This window comes from Pedobacter sp. UC225_61, from assembly GCF_044452285.1.
Lineage (GTDB): Bacteria > Bacteroidota > Bacteroidia > Sphingobacteriales > Sphingobacteriaceae > Pedobacter.
In genome coordinates this window covers 2,973,844-2,991,166 of record NZ_JBIOAL010000001.1, presented here as the reverse complement: position 1 = coordinate 2,991,166, position 17,323 = coordinate 2,973,844, and the positions used below count along the sequence as shown (strand labels likewise).

12 protein-coding genes are annotated in these 17,323 nt (G+C 33.0%); 9 read left to right on the top strand and 3 right to left on the bottom strand.

Features of this window, described 5'->3' with window-relative positions; translation table 11 throughout:
* The first annotated feature begins 29 nt into the window (after positions 1-29).
* From ACHMWN_RS13630 to ACHMWN_RS13595, 8 genes are all read left to right on the top strand, one after another.
* On the top strand, positions 30-794 hold the full coding sequence (locus ACHMWN_RS13630; protein ID WP_397302055.1) for a DeoR/GlpR family DNA-binding transcription regulator: 765 nt from the start codon (positions 30-32) through the stop codon (positions 792-794).
* Between the two features lie 497 nt (positions 795-1,291).
* Positions 1,292-4,594 (top strand): SusC/RagA family TonB-linked outer membrane protein, encoded by a 3,303-nt coding sequence (locus tag ACHMWN_RS13625; RefSeq protein ID WP_397302052.1) that lies wholly within the window; start codon positions 1,292-1,294, stop codon positions 4,592-4,594.
* An 11-nt stretch (positions 4,595-4,605) separates the two neighbouring features.
* Positions 4,606-6,177 (top strand): SusD/RagB family nutrient-binding outer membrane lipoprotein, encoded by a 1,572-nt coding sequence (locus tag ACHMWN_RS13620; RefSeq protein ID WP_397302050.1) that lies wholly within the window; start codon positions 4,606-4,608, stop codon positions 6,175-6,177.
* Between the two features lie 15 nt (positions 6,178-6,192).
* Positions 6,193-7,773: a DUF5689 domain-containing protein gene (locus tag ACHMWN_RS13615; protein WP_397302048.1), complete on the top strand. Its 1,581-nt coding sequence runs from the start codon at positions 6,193-6,195 to the stop codon at positions 7,771-7,773.
* Positions 7,774-7,839: 66 nt separating this feature from the next.
* Positions 7,840-9,240, top strand: a complete 1,401-nt coding sequence (locus ACHMWN_RS13610) for a calcineurin-like phosphoesterase C-terminal domain-containing protein (RefSeq protein WP_397302045.1) — start codon at positions 7,840-7,842, stop codon at positions 9,238-9,240.
* Position 9,241: 1 nt separating this feature from the next.
* Entirely contained in the window at positions 9,242-10,150 is a 909-nt protein-coding gene (locus ACHMWN_RS13605) for a glycerophosphodiester phosphodiesterase family protein (RefSeq protein ID WP_397302042.1), read from the top strand.
* Positions 10,151-10,198: 48 nt separating this feature from the next.
* Complete coding sequence (gene glpT, locus ACHMWN_RS13600) at positions 10,199-11,560, top strand: glycerol-3-phosphate transporter (protein ID WP_397302039.1); 1,362 nt, start codon at positions 10,199-10,201, stop codon at positions 11,558-11,560.
* 17 nt (positions 11,561-11,577) lie between these two features.
* Complete coding sequence (locus ACHMWN_RS13595; protein WP_397302037.1) at positions 11,578-12,270, top strand: GDSL-type esterase/lipase family protein; 693 nt, start codon at positions 11,578-11,580, stop codon at positions 12,268-12,270.
* 53 nt (positions 12,271-12,323) lie between these two features.
* On the opposite strand, the gene ACHMWN_RS13590 is transcribed toward ACHMWN_RS13595, so the two are convergent.
* Positions 12,324-12,764 (bottom strand): hypothetical protein, encoded by a 441-nt coding sequence (locus ACHMWN_RS13590; RefSeq protein WP_397302035.1) that lies wholly within the window; start codon positions 12,762-12,764, stop codon positions 12,324-12,326.
* Between the two features lie 67 nt (positions 12,765-12,831).
* Positions 12,832-13,608, bottom strand: coding sequence for an XRE family transcriptional regulator (locus ACHMWN_RS13585; RefSeq protein ID WP_397302032.1), 777 nt, complete (start codon positions 13,606-13,608; stop codon positions 12,832-12,834).
* Positions 13,609-13,742: 134 nt separating this feature from the next.
* On the opposite strand from ACHMWN_RS13585, the gene ACHMWN_RS13580 reads away from it, so the two are divergent.
* The gene (locus tag ACHMWN_RS13580) at positions 13,743-14,093 is read left to right on the top strand and encodes a GIY-YIG nuclease family protein (RefSeq protein WP_397302029.1); all 351 of its coding nucleotides are present in this window, start codon (positions 13,743-13,745) and stop codon (positions 14,091-14,093) included.
* 50 nt (positions 14,094-14,143) lie between these two features.
* Here ACHMWN_RS13580 and ACHMWN_RS13575 read toward each other — a convergent pair whose 3' ends face one another.
* Positions 14,144-17,263: a basic secretory protein-like protein gene (locus tag ACHMWN_RS13575; protein WP_397302027.1), complete on the bottom strand. Its 3,120-nt coding sequence runs from the start codon at positions 17,261-17,263 to the stop codon at positions 14,144-14,146.
* Between the last annotated feature and the right edge of the window lie 60 nt (positions 17,264-17,323).

Here is a 17,323-nt window from a genome sequence, read left to right as displayed (position 1 = left end):
ATTTTGCAGAAATTGATAATCTTATAATTATGATGAATTTAGCTGAAAGGCACCAGTTTATACTTAACCGCATTCAAAAAGATCAATATATTAATGTTGTAGAGTTGTGCAAAGAGTTAAAGGTGTCGTCTGTAACTATAAGAAAAGATTTAAAATTACTAGAGGATAAAAATCTGCTTTTTAGAACGCATGGAGGTGCTACAGTTAATAATCCATATACAGTAGACCGTCCAGTAAACGAAAAGGAAAAGATACAATCAGCTGAAAAGAATAAAATTGGACTTGCAGCAGTACAGCTTTTGAAAGAAAATGATTCTATAGTAATTGCATCAGGCACGACATTGTTATATTTCGTTAAGAATATTCCTTCTGGTCTGAATTTAACTGTGGTAACATCCGCACTAAATATTGCATTAGAATTAGTAAGCGAGCCAGGGGTGGAGGTGATACAATTAGGGGGGTTGATGCGTAAAAGTTCATCCTCTGTCATGGGCGCTTACGCTGAGCAGATATTACAAGATTTTTATTTCAATACTTTGTTTTTAGGGGTTGACGGTATTGATTTGGATTATGGTTTAACTACAACGAATGCAATGGAAGCGCATTTAAATCGTAAAATGATTAATGTTTCACAGAAAACAATTGTTTTAGCTGATTTAACAAAATTTGGAAAAAGAGGTTTTGGAAAAATTTGTGGATTAGAAGATATTGATCATATTATAACCGATAAAGGAATCTCTCAACAAATTGTAAATCATTTAGAAGGGTTAGGGGTTACGGTTACTATTGTATAAACCCTTTTAAATCTCTTTTATGTCTTGGTGATGTTTCATTCGAAATACTTATCATTTAATTTCTTTTTAAGTAACTTAAGTAAATGAAAAGTGTAAAAACCTAAAAGTTAATCTTACTCCTTATGGTTTTTGTAAGTAAAATGTTACAACATGTTTCTAAGTCAATTTTAAAACATTCTTCATTGTCTTAATAAAGCTTTTTTTGAATATATGTACATATTTAATATTGTTTTACCATTAATTACTCCATAGATATTTGGTAATTATATATTTCTTGAAAAGGAATTTCAGGTGCTAATTTCAAAAATATTATTAGTTTCAATTTGTTTTTATATTTTTATATCGAAATGTTTGATAACATTAAATTAAACAAATCGTAATAAAAATAACCTGGTATTAACCATTAGTTAATATTAGGTTAATGAAGACCTTTTACTTTTGCGACTTCGGTAGCAAGATAAATTTTTGCATAAACTAACCGGATATATCAATAAATTATGAACAAAACATTTACTCAACATGTTGCTTTGCTTTGGCATAACTTGCGTAGTGAGACTAAAGACTCAGAAAAGCATTACAAGAAACAAAGTAGTTTGAATTTGATTTACAGTAGTATATTTTGCTGTAAACTTATTTTGCTTAGCACTTTAATTTTAACAATTACTTCTGAAAAATCTTTTGCACAAACCACTGTACAAAATATTACAGTAAAAGGAACTGTTATCGATGATGCTGATGGGCAAGGAATACCTGGTATCACGATTATTGATAACACTAAAAAAGTTTGGGGTGTGACCAATGAAAATGGAGGTTTTTCAATTAGTATTCCAAAAGGGACAACCGTAAGCTTTACTATGATTGGTTATACTACAGTTACAAGAACGCTTAACGATGCTCAGGGTAATTTAAGTATTCGTATAAAAGCTTCCTCAAGTCAACTTAATGAAGTTGTTGTAACTGCTTTAGGTATAAAACGTGAAGAGAAATCTTTAGGTTATGCCACAACAAAGGTTGACAGTACGCAACTTACTAATGCAGTCTCAAGTAACTGGACTGATGCACTTTCTGGTAAAGTAGCAGGTCTGAATTTGGTAAGAAATAGTGGCCCAGCTGCTTCAAATAAAATTATTTTACGTGGTGAAAATAATTTAACTGGAGATAATGAGGCATTAATTGTTATTGATGGTGTTGTTGCAAGTAGTAGTTCAAGACGATCAGCTTCTACGGGAGGTGGTGTATATGGTACGTCGGGCGATATTATGCCAGTAGATTTTGGTAGTGGTATTAATGATTTAAATCCTGATGATATTGAAAGTGTAACAGTATTAAAAGGTCCAGCGGCTTCTGCTCTCTATGGTCAACGAGGTGCCAATGGAGCGGTTATGATTACAACTAAATCTGCCAATAAAAATAAAAAGAGATTAGGAATTTCTTTTACTTCTAATAGTTCTTGGGAAGATATTAATCGTGGTCCAGCTAGACAAAATGAATTTGGAGCTGGTACAGATGGTACTACAAGTTATCAATTTGGTACAGGTAATACTAGTTCTACTTACGGACCTGCGTTTGCAGATAACTATTTATTTTTTCAATATGATCCTGCAACTAAAACAAAAGGATTAACAAAAACGCCATGGGTAGGCTATGGAGATCCTGTTGATGCTTTTTTTATTACAGGTTTCGAATCTACCAATTCAGTTAGTTTAGACGGAACACTTAAAAATGTTGGTCTTCGTTTCTCAGCAAGTCATGGTAACAACGAATGGATTGTACCTAATACTGGTATGGAAAGAACCAATGTTTCACTAAATGCGAATACTAATATTACGAAGAAATTGAGTTTAAATTTAAAAGCGCAATATAGTAACAGACATAGTGATAATTTACCTGCTACAGGTTATGGAAATCAATCGTTGATGTATTGGTTTATGTTTGCACAACCAAACATTAATCCAGATTGGTATAGAGATTATTGGGCACCAGGTAAAGAACTACAACAATTTGTAAATTTAACAACATCATTTCCAGAAGGTCCTTACGCTATTTCAGAACAGTATTTGAATGGACAAAAACGTAATGGCTGGTTAGGAAATATACAGGCGAACTATAAATTTACTGATGCATTAAGTTTAATGGTACGTGCATCTGCCGATTATAATAAAGATAAGCGTGAAACCATGCGCCCTTGGGATACTTCATCAGGTGGTTTGTTTGCACAAGGTTCATATCGTGTATCTAATATTAAATCGTATGAAATTAATGCCGATTTTATGTTGAAGTACGATAAAAAAATAACAAAAGACCTTAATTTGTCAGCAAGTGTTGGTGGTAGCCAAATGCGTAACGAATATTCTAAATTAGAAACTCGTGCTGATGGTTTAAAAGTACCTGGTTATTACGACTTAACTAATAACATTAACAAATTGGTTTATGTACCAGATACTGCTAGATATAGAATTAACAGTCTTTATGCAATGGCATCATTGGCTTACAAAAACTATCTATTTTTAGATTTAACCATCCGTCAGGATTGGAACAGTACGTTAGCTACTTTAACAAGAAAAGATAATGTTGGTTTTTCTTATCCATCGGCTAGTTTAGCTTTTGTTGCATCAGATTTTTGGAAAATGCCAAAAGCAATAAGCTTTGCAAAGCTAAGAGCATCTTATGCACAAGTTGGAAGTGGTAGTACAGTTCCTTATCGTACTGCTTATAATTACTTAATTGCTTCGAATGGTGTTTACCCTGGTAATGCAATGACAAACCCTAGGATTTTACCAAATCCAGATTTAAAACCATTAATGACAACAACAGTTGAATTGGGATTAGACTTGAAATTGTTTAAAAACAGATTAAATTTTGATTTAGCCGTTTACACTGGTAATACAAAAAATCAAATACTTAGTCGAGTGTTAGATAAATCATCTGGTTATGATATTGGTATTTTTAATGTGGGTAGAGTAAATAACAAAGGATTAGAACTTGCAGTTAATGCTATACCATTAAAAAGTAAGAAATTTTCATGGACATTGAATGGTACGTTTAGCGCTAACCGTAACGAAATTAAAGAATTAGCTGATAGCTCCGTAATTTTGCGCACTGGTGGTTTTGGTAATGCTGGACAAGTGGTTGCGGCTGTTGGTGGAAGTATGGGTGATTTGTATGGGACTGGTTTTTTACGCTCTCCTGATGGTCAAATAATTTTTGACGCAACAACAGGATACGCTAAAACAACTTCAGAAGTTAAATATTTAGGTAATACTTTACCTAAATTCAGGTTTAGTTTTGGTACTGGCGTAACCTATCAACAAGTAAGTATGAGTGTTTTATTCGATGCCCAATTAGGTGCTGTTGGGCACTCATTTACTTTTGCTCGTATGGCTTCTTTAGGTAAGTCAACAGTTACTTTGCCTGGTAGATACAATGGAATAATTGGCAATGGAGTTGTAGATAACGGAGGTGGTACTTATCGTAAAAATGATATAATTGCTACAGATATCGAAGGATATTATAATTCGATATACTATAACCAAGCAGAGGGAAGTATTTTTAGTACAGATTATCTGAAGTTTAGAGAGGCAAATATTACCTATAGCTTTAATAAAAGCTTCTTAACTAAAATTGGATTTAATAAGTTAACCGTAGGTGTTTATGGTCGTAACTTGTTTATTTGGTCACCTTGGCCAGCATTTGATCCTGAATTTGGAACTTTAGCTGGCTCAGATATTCAACAAGGGTTTGAAACTGGACAGCTTCCTTCTACAAGAAATTATGGTGTACGTTTAGTTGTTGGTTTATAAAAATTACAGTTATGAAAAAGAATAAAAATATTATCATATATACCATACTAGCAGGATTAAGCTTATCAATACTTTCTTGCACAAAAGATTTTAACGAAGTTAATACCGATCCGCTAGGACAAAGTGATGTGAATGCTGACCAGTTATTGGCACCAACATTGGTAAACCTGATGTCAACCAATATGTTACGTAACCGTAACTTTAATAACGAATTAATGCAGGTTACGGTTGATTTAGGAGATTCAGAAGGAAAAACGTTTAGATACGATATTAGACGAAATGCTGCTGATAATACATGGAACAATTGGTATTTAAATTTAACAAATATCGTTGATATTCAGAACATTGCAAGTAAACCAGAAAAGCTGAATAAATCATATCAAGGTATTTCTCTTATTTTACAATCATGGGTATATTCTTTACTTACAGATACTTATGGAGATGTACCTTATTCGGAAGCTAACAAAGGAAAAGACGGTAATTATCAACCAGTTTTTGATAAGCAAAAGGATATTTATTTAGGATTGTTTGAGAAACTTGAACAAGCAAATAATTTATTGAAAGATGGAACATCTATTGTTGCCACAAGTGATCCTATTTTTTATGGGGATGTAAGTAAATGGCGTAGATTAGGTAATTCCTTATATTTAAGATTATTGCTCCGAGTATCGGGTAAAGCTGAGGTATCATCAACTGTTATTGCTAAAATAAAGGATATCATTGATACCAATCCAAATAATTACCCGATTATGGAAAATAACCAGCATACGGCTAAATTACTATGGACTGGCTCTAACATAAGTAGTGCATTATATACATCGCCTTATATGGCAAGTGTACGTGTGAATGATTTTTACGTGCCGGCAATTGGCGAGTTTTTTATAAATAACTTAGTAGCATGGAACGACCCTCGTATTTTACCTGCTTTTGGAACTAGTAATATCAATCGTTTCCGTATTAGGCCAGGTACAAATGGGTTTGCTGGTGTGCCAAGTGGTTATGTACCAGGTAACGAGCCTGCAAAACAATCTAATTTTTATTCTGCAAGTGATAATGCAGTTTTATCTCTTCAAACAGATCCATACACAGGTATTGTTATGAATTGTGCTGAAGTTGATTTTATTATAGCAGAAGCAGCTGCAAAAGGCTGGGTTACGAAAAGTCCCCAAACCTATTATTACAAAGGAATTGCGGATGCGATTAATTATTGGTTACCTAATATAATGACTGGTGGCGCAACAGATCCTGCTGTAATAGCTTATGCTGATGCTGCAGATATTGAATGGAATAATGCGTTACCGTTACAAAGCCCATCTGCTTCTACAATGAGTAAAATGTTGTTAATACATCAACAAAAATATTATGCTTTGTTTTTGGTAGATTTTCAACAATGGTTCGAGTACCGTCGTACTGCATATCCAATTTTGCCAATGGGTTTAGGTTTGCTTAACAATCGTGTTATGCCTGCTAGATTATTCTATCCAGTAGTTACACAGTCAGCTAACCCAGCCAATTATAAAAATGCTGTGGCCTCACAAGGTCCAGATGTAATAAGTACTCAAGTTTGGTGGCAAAAGCCTTAATTTTATTTAATTAATATGAAAAATACGTTAAAATATATAAATGCTTTCGCAGTTATTGCATGTATATTAATCATGGGATGTGATAAACAAAAGGATGAATTTGTATTAGGCACAATAAGTCCGTTTATCTCTAATTTTGATTTAAAAAAATCTTATAAAGAAACAGATTTGGTACTTAATGCAACAGTTATGAAAGGTGCTAACTCTATAAAAGGAGTAGTAATATCCGATTTTGTAGCTGGGAATACACCAAAAAACTTATTAGTAGTTCAAAACTCAAGAATAGTTGGTAATGGTATTGATTCAGTTCGAGGTATTGCCATTAATATTGGAGCAGATGCTGCTAAATATTTAGTTGGAGATTCTGTACACATTAAAATAGAAGGTGGAACTTTAAAACGTGTAGATGGTATTCTTCAAATAGATGGTATAAGTGGTTCTGCAGTTAATAAAATTGCTTCTGGTAAAAATATTAAAGTGCCAATTGTAAATATTGCAAATTTAATAGCAATGCCAACCGTATATGAGAATACAATGGTTACCATAAGTAATACTGTAGTAGAACCTGAGCCAGTACAAGGAGAAACTTTTTCTGGCGATAAAACTATCAATGATGGCTTTGGTAAAGCGAAATTACATACGGAAGCTACAGCTAATTTTGCTGGCAATGAATTACCTGCTGCAGCTAATTTTACAGGAGTTGCCTATTTTAAAAATAAAAACCAACTGTATTTATGGATGCGTAATGCGAATGATGTATTTGCCTTGCCATTAGTTAAACCTTCTCCAATAATTATTTCTGGCTATCTAACCAATCCAGGAGGTAGTGAAGCTGTAACTAGTGGAACTCAAAAAGGAGCCTATGAATATATTCAGTTATTGGTAACAAAGGATATTGACTTTTCAGTTACACCTTATTCTTTAGTTACTACTAATAATGCAGGTTCTGCAAATCCAGCTCCAGCAAATGGATGGGCAACTGGTGGAGCACGTACCTATAAAATTAACATTACATCTGGTGTGGCTAAAAAGGGCGATTTTGTTTATGTAGGTGGCTATAGTAAATTAATTTGGGGTTTTGGTTCTACAAACATTTCATCATCAAATTGGGTTGCGGCAGTAGATTATGCAAATAACGATGGCGCTAATTTTGGGACTAAAAACACAAATTTATTAGCAAATAGTGGTAACATTGCAGGTATAGCTCTTTTTGAAGGAACAAATGTTAATGCTAGTACTGTACCAGTAGATGCAATATTTTATGGTGGTTCAAATGCAAACTCTGGAAACGTGTATGCTGCAGGTCCGCCAGAGGTTGGATATAGAATTACAAACACAGATTATTACACTACGATAAACCCTTCTACTCGTTTACAGCAGAACTTTTTTGGAGCTGGCAGCAATACAAATCGCTTAGGTTTTCAAATAGAGCAGACAGGCACAAATGGAGGCGGGTTTATTCAACTGGGAGGTACATATGTAACAAGTACAGGAAGATGGGAAAAAGGTAGATTACTTACGAATATTGTAATGTCTACAACCTCTACTGTTTCTGATTTGCAAACCGGAGCAGGCGTTACTGTCTTAAAAAATTAATTAAAAAAAATTAGCAAAGGATAGTAATCGGACTATCCTTTGTTATTAAATAGGTTATTCAATACCATGAATAGAAGATCATTTATACAGAAATCAAGTTTATTAGCCACTACATTATTCGTTAGTTTAAAAGCACATTCTTTTTCTTTCCTTGATGTAGATCAGAAAATTTCAGGACGCATAACCAGTAAGGGTAAAGGCGTTGCTAATGTTGTAGTTTCAGATGGATTTAATGTGGTACAAACTGATGCACAAGGAAATTATACCATTGAAATTAATTCATTGGCTAAATTTGTTTGGCTAAGCACTCCTTCAGGATATGAGTTTAAAACAGAAAGTTATTTAGCAAAACATTACGAAGCATTACCTACATCAACGTTAAATTTTGAGTTAAAAAAATTAGCTCAAAAAGATGATAAACACAATTTTATTATTTGGGCAGATCCTCAAGTAAAAAATAAAAAAGATGTAGAAAAAATGATGAATACATCGGTTCCTGATACTAAAAAGATTATTAAATCACTTGGCAATGCCCCAATTCATGGCATTTGTGTGGGAGATATTGTATGGGATAATCATGAGCTATTTGTTGATTATAATAAAGCTGTAACTGAAATTGGAATTCCGTTTTTCCAAGCTTTAGGAAACCATGATATGGATTACCGCATGGGCGGAGATGAAACATCTGACAAAACTTTTCAAGAACATTATGGACCAACTTATTATTCATTTAATCGCGGAAAAGCACATTATATCGTTTTAGACGATGTAAGATATTTAGGCATAGAGCGTACCTATGATGGTTTTATCACTCAGGCTCAATTAGACTGGATGGCAAAGGATTTAAAATATGTGCAAAAAGATGCTTTATTGATTATTTGTGCACATATTCCAATTCATAATGCAGTTAAAAACAATGAAGATTTATATAAAGTATTAAACTGCTTTACAAATGTTCATTTCATGTCTGGGCATACACATTACAATAAAAACACCATAAAAAATAACATATACGAGCATAACCATGGTACAGTATGTGGTGCTTGGTGGACTGGTCCAATTTGTGAAGATGGTACGCCAAATGGCTATGGAGTTTATGAAGTCAATGGAACAGAATTAAAATGGTACTATCAGGGAACTGGATTAGATAGAAAAGAGCAAGTTCATATTTATGTTGATGAATTAACTGGACAAAAACGTTTAATTGCCAATGTTTGGAATTGGGATCCAATGTGGAAAATTGAATATTTTTTAGATGGTAAAGCAATGGGAAATATGGAACAGCAAAAAGGATTTGATCCATTATCTGTAACCTTATTTAAAGGAGATAAATTACCAATGGGAAGAACTTTTGCAGAGCCAAGAATGACAGAGCATTTATTCCTAGCGCATTTTGATCCATCAGTTAAAAAAGTAAAAGTAGTAGCAACAGATCGTTTTGGAGAACAATTTATAGCAGAAGCATAAAATGAATAAATCAACTATATTTTTCAGTTTTTTGAGTGTAGCTTTAGTAGTTGGATGTAGTCAATCCATCCAACAAAATAATATGCAAAATGCAAGCTTTCCTTCTTTTAGTGCAGAAGCTCATCGTGGTGGTAGGGGATTAATGCCTGAAAATACCATCATCGCTATGCAAAATGCAATGACCTTTGATGCAGTAACCACTTTAGAAATGGATACGCACATTACAAAAGATGGCAAAGTTGTAGTTACACACGACGACTATTTAAGCCCAAGTTTTATGCTTACACCAGAAGGAAAAGAAATTCCTAAAAGTGATGCACAAAAGTATCCTATTTATCAAATGGAATACGATTTATTAAAGACTTTTGATATTGGAACTAAAGCAAACACTGGTTTTCCTCAACAAAAAAAAATTAAAACTCACATTTCTTTGTTGGCTGATTTAATTGATTCTGTTCAAAAAGAAATCAAGTTAAAAAACAAAAAACAACTTTTTTACAACATCGAAACAAAATGTGATGTTAAAGGGGATAATGTAGTTAATCCAGAACCTGCAGTTTTTGTAAAGTTATTAATGGATGTAATTGAGAAAAAGAAAATCACGCCATATGTAGTTATACAATCATTTGATAAAAGAACTATCCAAATCATTCATAAAGAATATCCTAGCGTAAGAACATCTTTTCTGGTAAGCAATAAAAAAACTTACGAAGAAAACATGGCCGATTTAGGATTTAAGCCATTTATTTTAAGTCCCGTAAATACAATGGTTGACGCTGATTTAATGAAAAAAGCACATGCTGATGGTGTTAAAGTTGTGCCATGGACCGTAAATACACCAGAAGAAATTAACCGTTTAAAATCTTTAAAAGTGGATGGAATCATTTCAGATTACCCAAATCTTTTTTAGAAACGCTTAATTTCTTTTTATACCATATCACTAACCTAACCAAATAGTATGAGTTTTAGACTTTTTCCAGCTCCTGCGGCGCATAAACCTTTATTGCCTCCTGATAAAATCAAATCAATATATAGTAAAGAACGAATTAAAGTTTTTATAGGAATATTTTTAGGCTACGCAGCTTATTATTTTGTTCGAAAAAATTTCTCTTTTGCTATACCAGAACTTCAAAAACTAGGATTTAGCAAAGGTGAGTTAGGTCTGGCCGCATCTGCACTTTCTATTGCGTACGGTTTCAGTAAGTTTTTAATGGGAAATATATCTGACAGGAGTAATGCAAGATATTTCTTATCAATAGGCCTAGTGCTATCAGCGTTTACCATGATTTTTATGGGATTAGTTCCTTTTGCAACTTCATCTATTGCTATTATGTTTGGTTTATTATTCATAAATGGATGGTTTCAAGGAATGGGTTGGCCACCATGCGGTAGAGTTGTAGCGCATTGGTACTCGGTAAGAGAAAGAGGGACTGCTATGTCGGTTTGGAATTTAGCTCATAATTTGGGAGGTTTTTTAGTTGGACCATTAACAGTTTTAGGTTTTGAACTCTTTGCAGATTGGCATGGAAAACTATATTTCCCAGGTATGGTGGCTATTTTATTTGCATTAATTGCATTGTTATTGGTAAGAGACACACCGCAATCTGTTGGTTTACCACCTATTGAAGAGTACAAAAATGATTATCCAAAAAGTTACGATGCAAAAACTCAAGAGCAAGAGTTTTCAGCTAAAGAAATCTTCTTAAAGTACGTTTTTAATAATAGATTGCTTTGGTATATTGCTATCGCAAATGCCTTTATCTACTTGGTTAGAAATGGAATCATAAATTGGGCGCCAACATTTTTACAAGAAGCTAAAAGTTATACGCAATCTGAAGCTGCTTGGGCATCAAGCGGTTACGAATTAGCTGCAATACCTGGCACCTTGCTTTGTGGAATTATAAGTGATAAAATTTTTAATGGTAGGAGAGCTCCAGTTACAATTATCTATATGGCAATGACTTTAATTGGTGTTTTAGTGTATTGGAAAAGCCCTGAATCAAATCATTTTGTTCAAAATGTTTCGCTTTGGGCTATTGGATTTTTCATTTATGGTCCAGTAATGTTGGTTGGTGTACAAGCAATTGATTTAGTACCTAAAAAAGCAGCAGGAACAGCCGCTGGTTTAACAGGCTTATTCGGTTATTTTATTGGAGATTTATTAGCAAATGCAGCATTAGGTCGTTTAGTTGATAAACAAGGATGGGATGCAAGTTTTATGGTAATTGCAATTTCTTGTCTTGTTGCCATTTTCTTCACAGCCTTTACTTGGAATAGGGAAAAGAAAAATCTAGCTAACCTTACTCCATTATCTCATTAATTTTTATTTTGGCTAACATGAAAACACATTTTAATAAGTTACTAGTTGCAATAGCATTGATTTGTGCAATTGCTTTTAATCAAGCAAATGCTCAAACTGTAAAATGGGATAGTACCTATCGCCCAGGGAAATATGTAGAACAAGTTGCAAAATTTAAAGCTGATCCAAAATCTAAAAAAGACTACGTTTTTTTGGGAAATAGTATTACCGCCGGTACAGATTGGGCTAAACTTTTAAATTTACCACAAGCGAAAAATAGAGGTATTTCTGGTGATATTACATTTGGTGTTTTAGAACGTTTACAAGATGTAATAGATGGAAAACCTAAGAAAGTATTTATCCTTATAGGAATAAATGATGTTTCTAGAAATATACCTGATAGTGTGATTTTAGGGAATTACAAGAAAATTATAGAACGAATTAGAAAAGGATCTAAGAAAACTCAAATTTATTTCAATACCTTATTACCTGTTAATTCATCTTTTGAGAAATTCAAAAATCATTACGGTAAGGATGAACATATTCTGTGGTTAAACAGCGAAATCAGAAAGTTAGCTGCAAAAAAAGTAACCATTATAGATTTGTATCCTCAGTTTTTAGATAAGGATAATCATTTAAGAGCTGAACTTACAAAAGATGGTTTACATCTTATTCCAGAAGGATATAAAGTTTGGGCCGATTTTTTAAATGCTAACGGTTATCTGAAATAGTTGATAGTCATTATTTAAAAAAAAGCCCCAACATTAGTGGGGCTTTTTTATTTCTAATTGTTTGAAGGTGGCAGAGTTTTATCACCACGACGTGGGCTTTTATTTCCTTTTCTATCTTTCATTTTTCCTCTCATTTCATCACGATAAGCAGCTAAAGTTTTTCTCTGTTCAGCTGTTAAAATGGCATCCATTTTTTCTTTGCTTGCTTTTAGAAAAGCTTTTCGTTCTTCCGTTTTGCCATTCATTGCATTTTTATCGTCCTTGCGCCATTCATCATTCTTTTTAATGCGATCCAATTCTACTTGATAAACCTTTTGTTTTTGGTCGTCGGTTAGAGTTAATTTTTGTTGCATGGTTTTACTAACCATTTCGGCTCTTTGCTCAGCAGTAAATTTAGTAGCATTATGTGCTTTTCTTACTCTAGTGCTGTCTTGCGCATGGGCAGCAGTAAATCCAACTACTACGATTGCTATGCTTAAAATTAATTTTTTCATATGTGTTGCTTTTATTGGTGAGATATAAAAAAAAGTAAACGGTTTAAAAGCAATACGTTAAAAAGTGTTAATTTTTATTTAATTGAGAGATAGATTTTTGCATTTGAGCCATCATACTTGATAAAGTTTCAATAGTTGGCTCTGGCGTTGGATCTGGTAAAGTAGTAGATATATATGCTTTAGCTTTCCATATTTCTAAAATATCATCAGCATCTATTGCATATGGGTCATATACTTTATTATCTGAAATTAATTTCAATTCTTTATTTTCTTTAAATCGATTACCAGCTCTTTTGTACACAACACCTTCATTTTTACTAATGATTACATAGGTTTCTCCAGTTTTTACATCGTTCCAATTGTCCATGTATTCTCCAATAATCACACTTCCTGGTTGTATCGGTAACATTGAATCTCCCATAATTTCAAATGCTCTAAATGTGCCTTGTCGTAAAGCAGGTAGGGGAAGTTGAAATTTTGGTAAATTCTGAATGTATTGTGGATCAGAAAAACCATTTAAATAGCCAGCACTAGCTTTTACAGGAACTAGTTCTATATTCTCATTGTCGTTTTGATCAACAGAAATACTCAAAACTCTTAAATTAGAACCTTGACTTTTTGGTTTTGGTTTCCAATTATCATTTATGCTTTCATTGATAAATTCATCTATCGTTAAATCAAAATACTCTGCTATTTTTTTTAGTAAGTCGTATTTTGGTTCTGCTCTGTCTTCTTCATAGGCTCCAATTAATGAACGCTTAATTTCCATAGCATCAGCGAATTGCTGCTGTGTATGACCTTTTTTCTTTCTTAAGTATTTAAGGTTTGATGAAATGTTTGACATAAAAAATAATTTTAAAATAAATTTGTTTTTACTAAAATTGTTAGTATTATTGTGCTCATAAAGTTAGTAATATTTGTTAAAAGTACAAACATTTATCTAATTAATTTAGTTTTTAATCTTTAAGCCTAGAAGTCATGAAAAAATTTGTTTACATCGTAACCGACAGAAATCGCACAAGTTTACACGTAGGAATGAGCGCAGACCTTATCAAAACACTTGATTTTTATAAGCAAATGCCAAACTTATTTTTTGATAGCGGTCAACAATTAACTCGCTTGGTTTATTTTGAAGAATTTAAAACTGAAGCCCAAGCGTTAAGCCGTTTTAAATTAGTGAGTCGTTTTACTAGAATGCAAAAAGAAAGAATTGTTCGCTCATGTAATCCAGATTGGATTGACTTAACTATTGGTTTAGATTTTGAAAATATTCTTTCTCATCAGAAACTGAATACACAAGTAGCTTTACCGTTAAGTATTTTATCATAAAAAAAGCGCCTCGGTTTAATCGAGACGCTTAATACTATTAAATGGTTTGTTTACCAACCAGGAGCAAAAGTTAATCCAAATACACCAACTTTTACATCAGAACGTGTAAAAGGAATAGCATAATAAGGCTCAATTACAAAATAACCGAATACATTTACTCTCAAAGAAACTCCAGCACTTATGGCAGGTATACGTTCTGCAGGAGTGCCATCAGGCAGTAAAACTCCATTTGGTTCACCTTTAAATGAAACTTTAGAATCTTCTGTCCAAGCTAAACCTGCATCAAAAAATAGGTTCAAATCTGTGAATAAAAACTTCGATGGAATTTGAGCTAATTTCTTAGGGCCTGTAAATGGTAACCTAACTTCAAAATTAAATACGGCTAATTTGCTGCCAGATAATTGGTTGATATCAAAATTACCAGTATTTGCTATTTTACTATTATAAAATGAATTGGCTTCGTATCCTCTTATTAAATAACTGTATCCAGCATATAAAGGATAAAGATTTTCACCATCTCGACCTAAACGCATATAGTTATATGCCCGTACAGCAAAAGTAACTGGTTTTACTCTGAAATATTTTCTTAAATCTGCCGTAACGGCTATAAAGCTAAAATCTCCAAAATATTTCTCAACACCAACTCTATATCTAAAACCATCCAATGGAGCAGTAACTCCGAATATTGAATTATCTCCAATAAAGGATGCATTAGTTTGTAAAATAGAAAAGGGTTTTAATGGAATTCCTAATGTATTTGTTGCTTGAGCATTCGATACTTTTTCACGATCTGAACCCAAATATCCATAGGGATAAGTTCCAGATTGATAATAATTATTAAATCTATCTAAACGATAACTGTAATACGAGCCAGCAACACCAGCTTCAAAACGATGGACTTTGTTAAAAGGATAAGAAGCAAATAATTCAAGTTTATCTTCAAATGTGCGTAAAACATTGGTACTTACTGTATCAATAGGTTCTGCACCAGAAGACGGATTATACACTCCGATGCTTCTAAAACCAGTAACATATGGAATATGAGAAATACCAACTCCCCAATTAATTCTATTTTTTTGATTAATGTAACCAATTAAGCCCCCAAAATCATAAATTTCTCCATTAATAGAAAGATTGGCAATAATTTGATTTCTACCCAAGATATCACTAAACATACCAATAATACCACCTTGTACACCCGCTCCAAATCTGCTTGCAGAAACACCTACACCACTATTCGCTAAATAATCTAAACGAAATTTTGCTCTATAAGGAACAACTTTCATCGAATCAGTTGTTATTTTTTCAAAGCGATCAAAATTTCCTAAATTAGAATTTACAATGTTTACTCCAACATTTTCCATTGGAGGTAGAATTGCCGCATCAAAATTAACATCTTGTACGCCAACTGGCTTAGCTTTAAAATTACTTAATGGAGAATTATATAATGTATAGCGTTGATAACGGTAGTAGCTATATACAATATCATCATTCCTAGAAACCGTTATAGCAGGAGAGAACTCTGTAATACCACTTATACCTGTAAAATAATCAGTTAATTGTTTTACAGTATTATCGCTTAAAGTGTATTCGTATAAATTTCTAAAGCCGTCACGATTTGATAAAAAGAAAATACGTTTGCTATCTCCAGAAAACTGTGCGTTCAAATTATTTGCTCCTGGGAAAACTGGGATATTTGACAATGATTTAGTTGAAATATCATAAACCGTTAAATTAATTGGATTAACAGCGCTGATATTTCCGCCAGCTATTGCTGCTCTATCAGATGAGAAAACTATTTTTTTACCATCTGGAGAAAAGCTTGGCGCATAATCAGAGAAATCATCATTGGTTAATTGAGCAACTTCTTTTGTACTTAAATTGTAAGAGAATATATCACTCTGACCTTCTACCATTCCAGAGAATGCAATTTCTTTTCCATCCGGCGACCAAGTTAAATTACCAAATTGCTCTACTTTACCCATGTCTGTTTGAAATAGTGTGGCCCCATTAGACACATCAATTACAAGCATTTGGTTTTTACCCTTGCTAAAAATACTAAAGGCAAATTGTTTACTATCGGGCGACCAAGCTCCAGCTGATTTTATAAAATTATAATCATCAATATGTGAATTCGCAACTTGACTACTCAATTTTCTAAGAATTTTACCAGTTTTCGCATCGGCTAGAAACAAGTCTATACCAAATAAATCCTTTTCAGAAAGAAAAGCTAGATATTTACCATCTGGACTAATTGCTGGTGCCACATTCATATTACCGGCATTTTTATTATCTATAATTTTTGTTCCTGATATTTTAATTTGTGAACTGTCTGCTTTTAATAAAGGTCTATAATGTTGCTCAATGGAGTTCTTCCATAAACCAGATAATGTTTTATCATCGTATCCAAACGTATATTTAATACCATTTTCATATCCAAATCTAGCTGTTGCTTTAAATAAGGGAACAATTGCCGTATCGCCATAAAGTGAACCTACAAATGTCCAAAACGCCTGACCATAACGATAAGGAAAGTATTTATTGGAATTTGTCAAATCCTTTAAAGATGGAATATCACGATTTAATAGCGCATCACGCATCCACATAGATGTAAAAGCATCTTTCTTTCCAACAGATAAATACTCTGCCATACCTTCAACCATCCATAAAGGCGTATTTCCAACATTCTCTAAACTAATGGAATCTTTTTCTAATAAGAGGTGATATTGAAAAGCATGTACTAATTCGTGTCCTAAAACGTGTCTGGTTTGACTTTTTATGTCCATTACTGGCATAATAACTCGGTTTTTCAAAGCCTCAGTTACACCACCAGTACCTATACCAACTTCTCCATTTAATGCTGTAGTTTGCTGAAAATCTGGGTGATTATTGTATAGAATAATTGGATTTTTAGTTAGAAAAGTATCACGAAAAACTTCTTGATGCATTTTATACCACGTTTCCGCATCTTGAGCAAAGTTCTTTAATAATTTTTCATTCTTTATGTAGTAATAAACCTCGAAGTGAGGTGTGTGCAATACTTTAAAATCCTCATTTTTATATCTTACTTTATTTTGTCCAAAATATTGGGCTTGCACTGAAAAAACAGATACCAAAATAAATAATAGAACTAACAAGGGTTTCCTTATCAAAGTAGAATTTCTATTCATAGTTTAAATTTTTAAGAACAGTATAAAGTGTTAATTTACGAAAAAAGTATGCTATTTGGT

Excerpts from the sequence above, each read along its gene's own strand:
- ACHMWN_RS13630 (WP_397302055.1), top strand. The coding sequence starts at position 30 with ATGATGAATTTAGCTGAAAGGCACCAGTTTATACTTAACCGCATTCAA.
- ACHMWN_RS13625 (WP_397302052.1), top strand. The coding sequence starts at position 1,292 with ATGAACAAAACATTTACTCAACATGTTGCTTTGCTTTGGCATAACTTG.
- ACHMWN_RS13620 (WP_397302050.1), top strand. The coding sequence starts at position 4,606 with ATGAAAAAGAATAAAAATATTATCATATATACCATACTAGCAGGATTA.
- ACHMWN_RS13615 (WP_397302048.1), top strand. The coding sequence starts at position 6,193 with ATGAAAAATACGTTAAAATATATAAATGCTTTCGCAGTTATTGCATGT.
- ACHMWN_RS13610 (WP_397302045.1), top strand. The coding sequence starts at position 7,840 with ATGAATAGAAGATCATTTATACAGAAATCAAGTTTATTAGCCACTACA.
- ACHMWN_RS13605 (WP_397302042.1), top strand. The coding sequence starts at position 9,242 with ATGAATAAATCAACTATATTTTTCAGTTTTTTGAGTGTAGCTTTAGTA.
- glpT (WP_397302039.1), top strand. The coding sequence starts at position 10,199 with ATGAGTTTTAGACTTTTTCCAGCTCCTGCGGCGCATAAACCTTTATTG.
- ACHMWN_RS13595 (WP_397302037.1), top strand. The coding sequence starts at position 11,578 with ATGAAAACACATTTTAATAAGTTACTAGTTGCAATAGCATTGATTTGT.
- ACHMWN_RS13590 (WP_397302035.1), bottom strand. The coding sequence starts at position 12,764 with ATGAAAAAATTAATTTTAAGCATAGCAATCGTAGTAGTTGGATTTACT.
- ACHMWN_RS13585 (WP_397302032.1), bottom strand. The coding sequence starts at position 13,608 with ATGTCAAACATTTCATCAAACCTTAAATACTTAAGAAAGAAAAAAGGT.
- ACHMWN_RS13580 (WP_397302029.1), top strand. The coding sequence starts at position 13,743 with ATGAAAAAATTTGTTTACATCGTAACCGACAGAAATCGCACAAGTTTA.
- ACHMWN_RS13575 (WP_397302027.1), bottom strand. The coding sequence starts at position 17,263 with ATGAATAGAAATTCTACTTTGATAAGGAAACCCTTGTTAGTTCTATTA.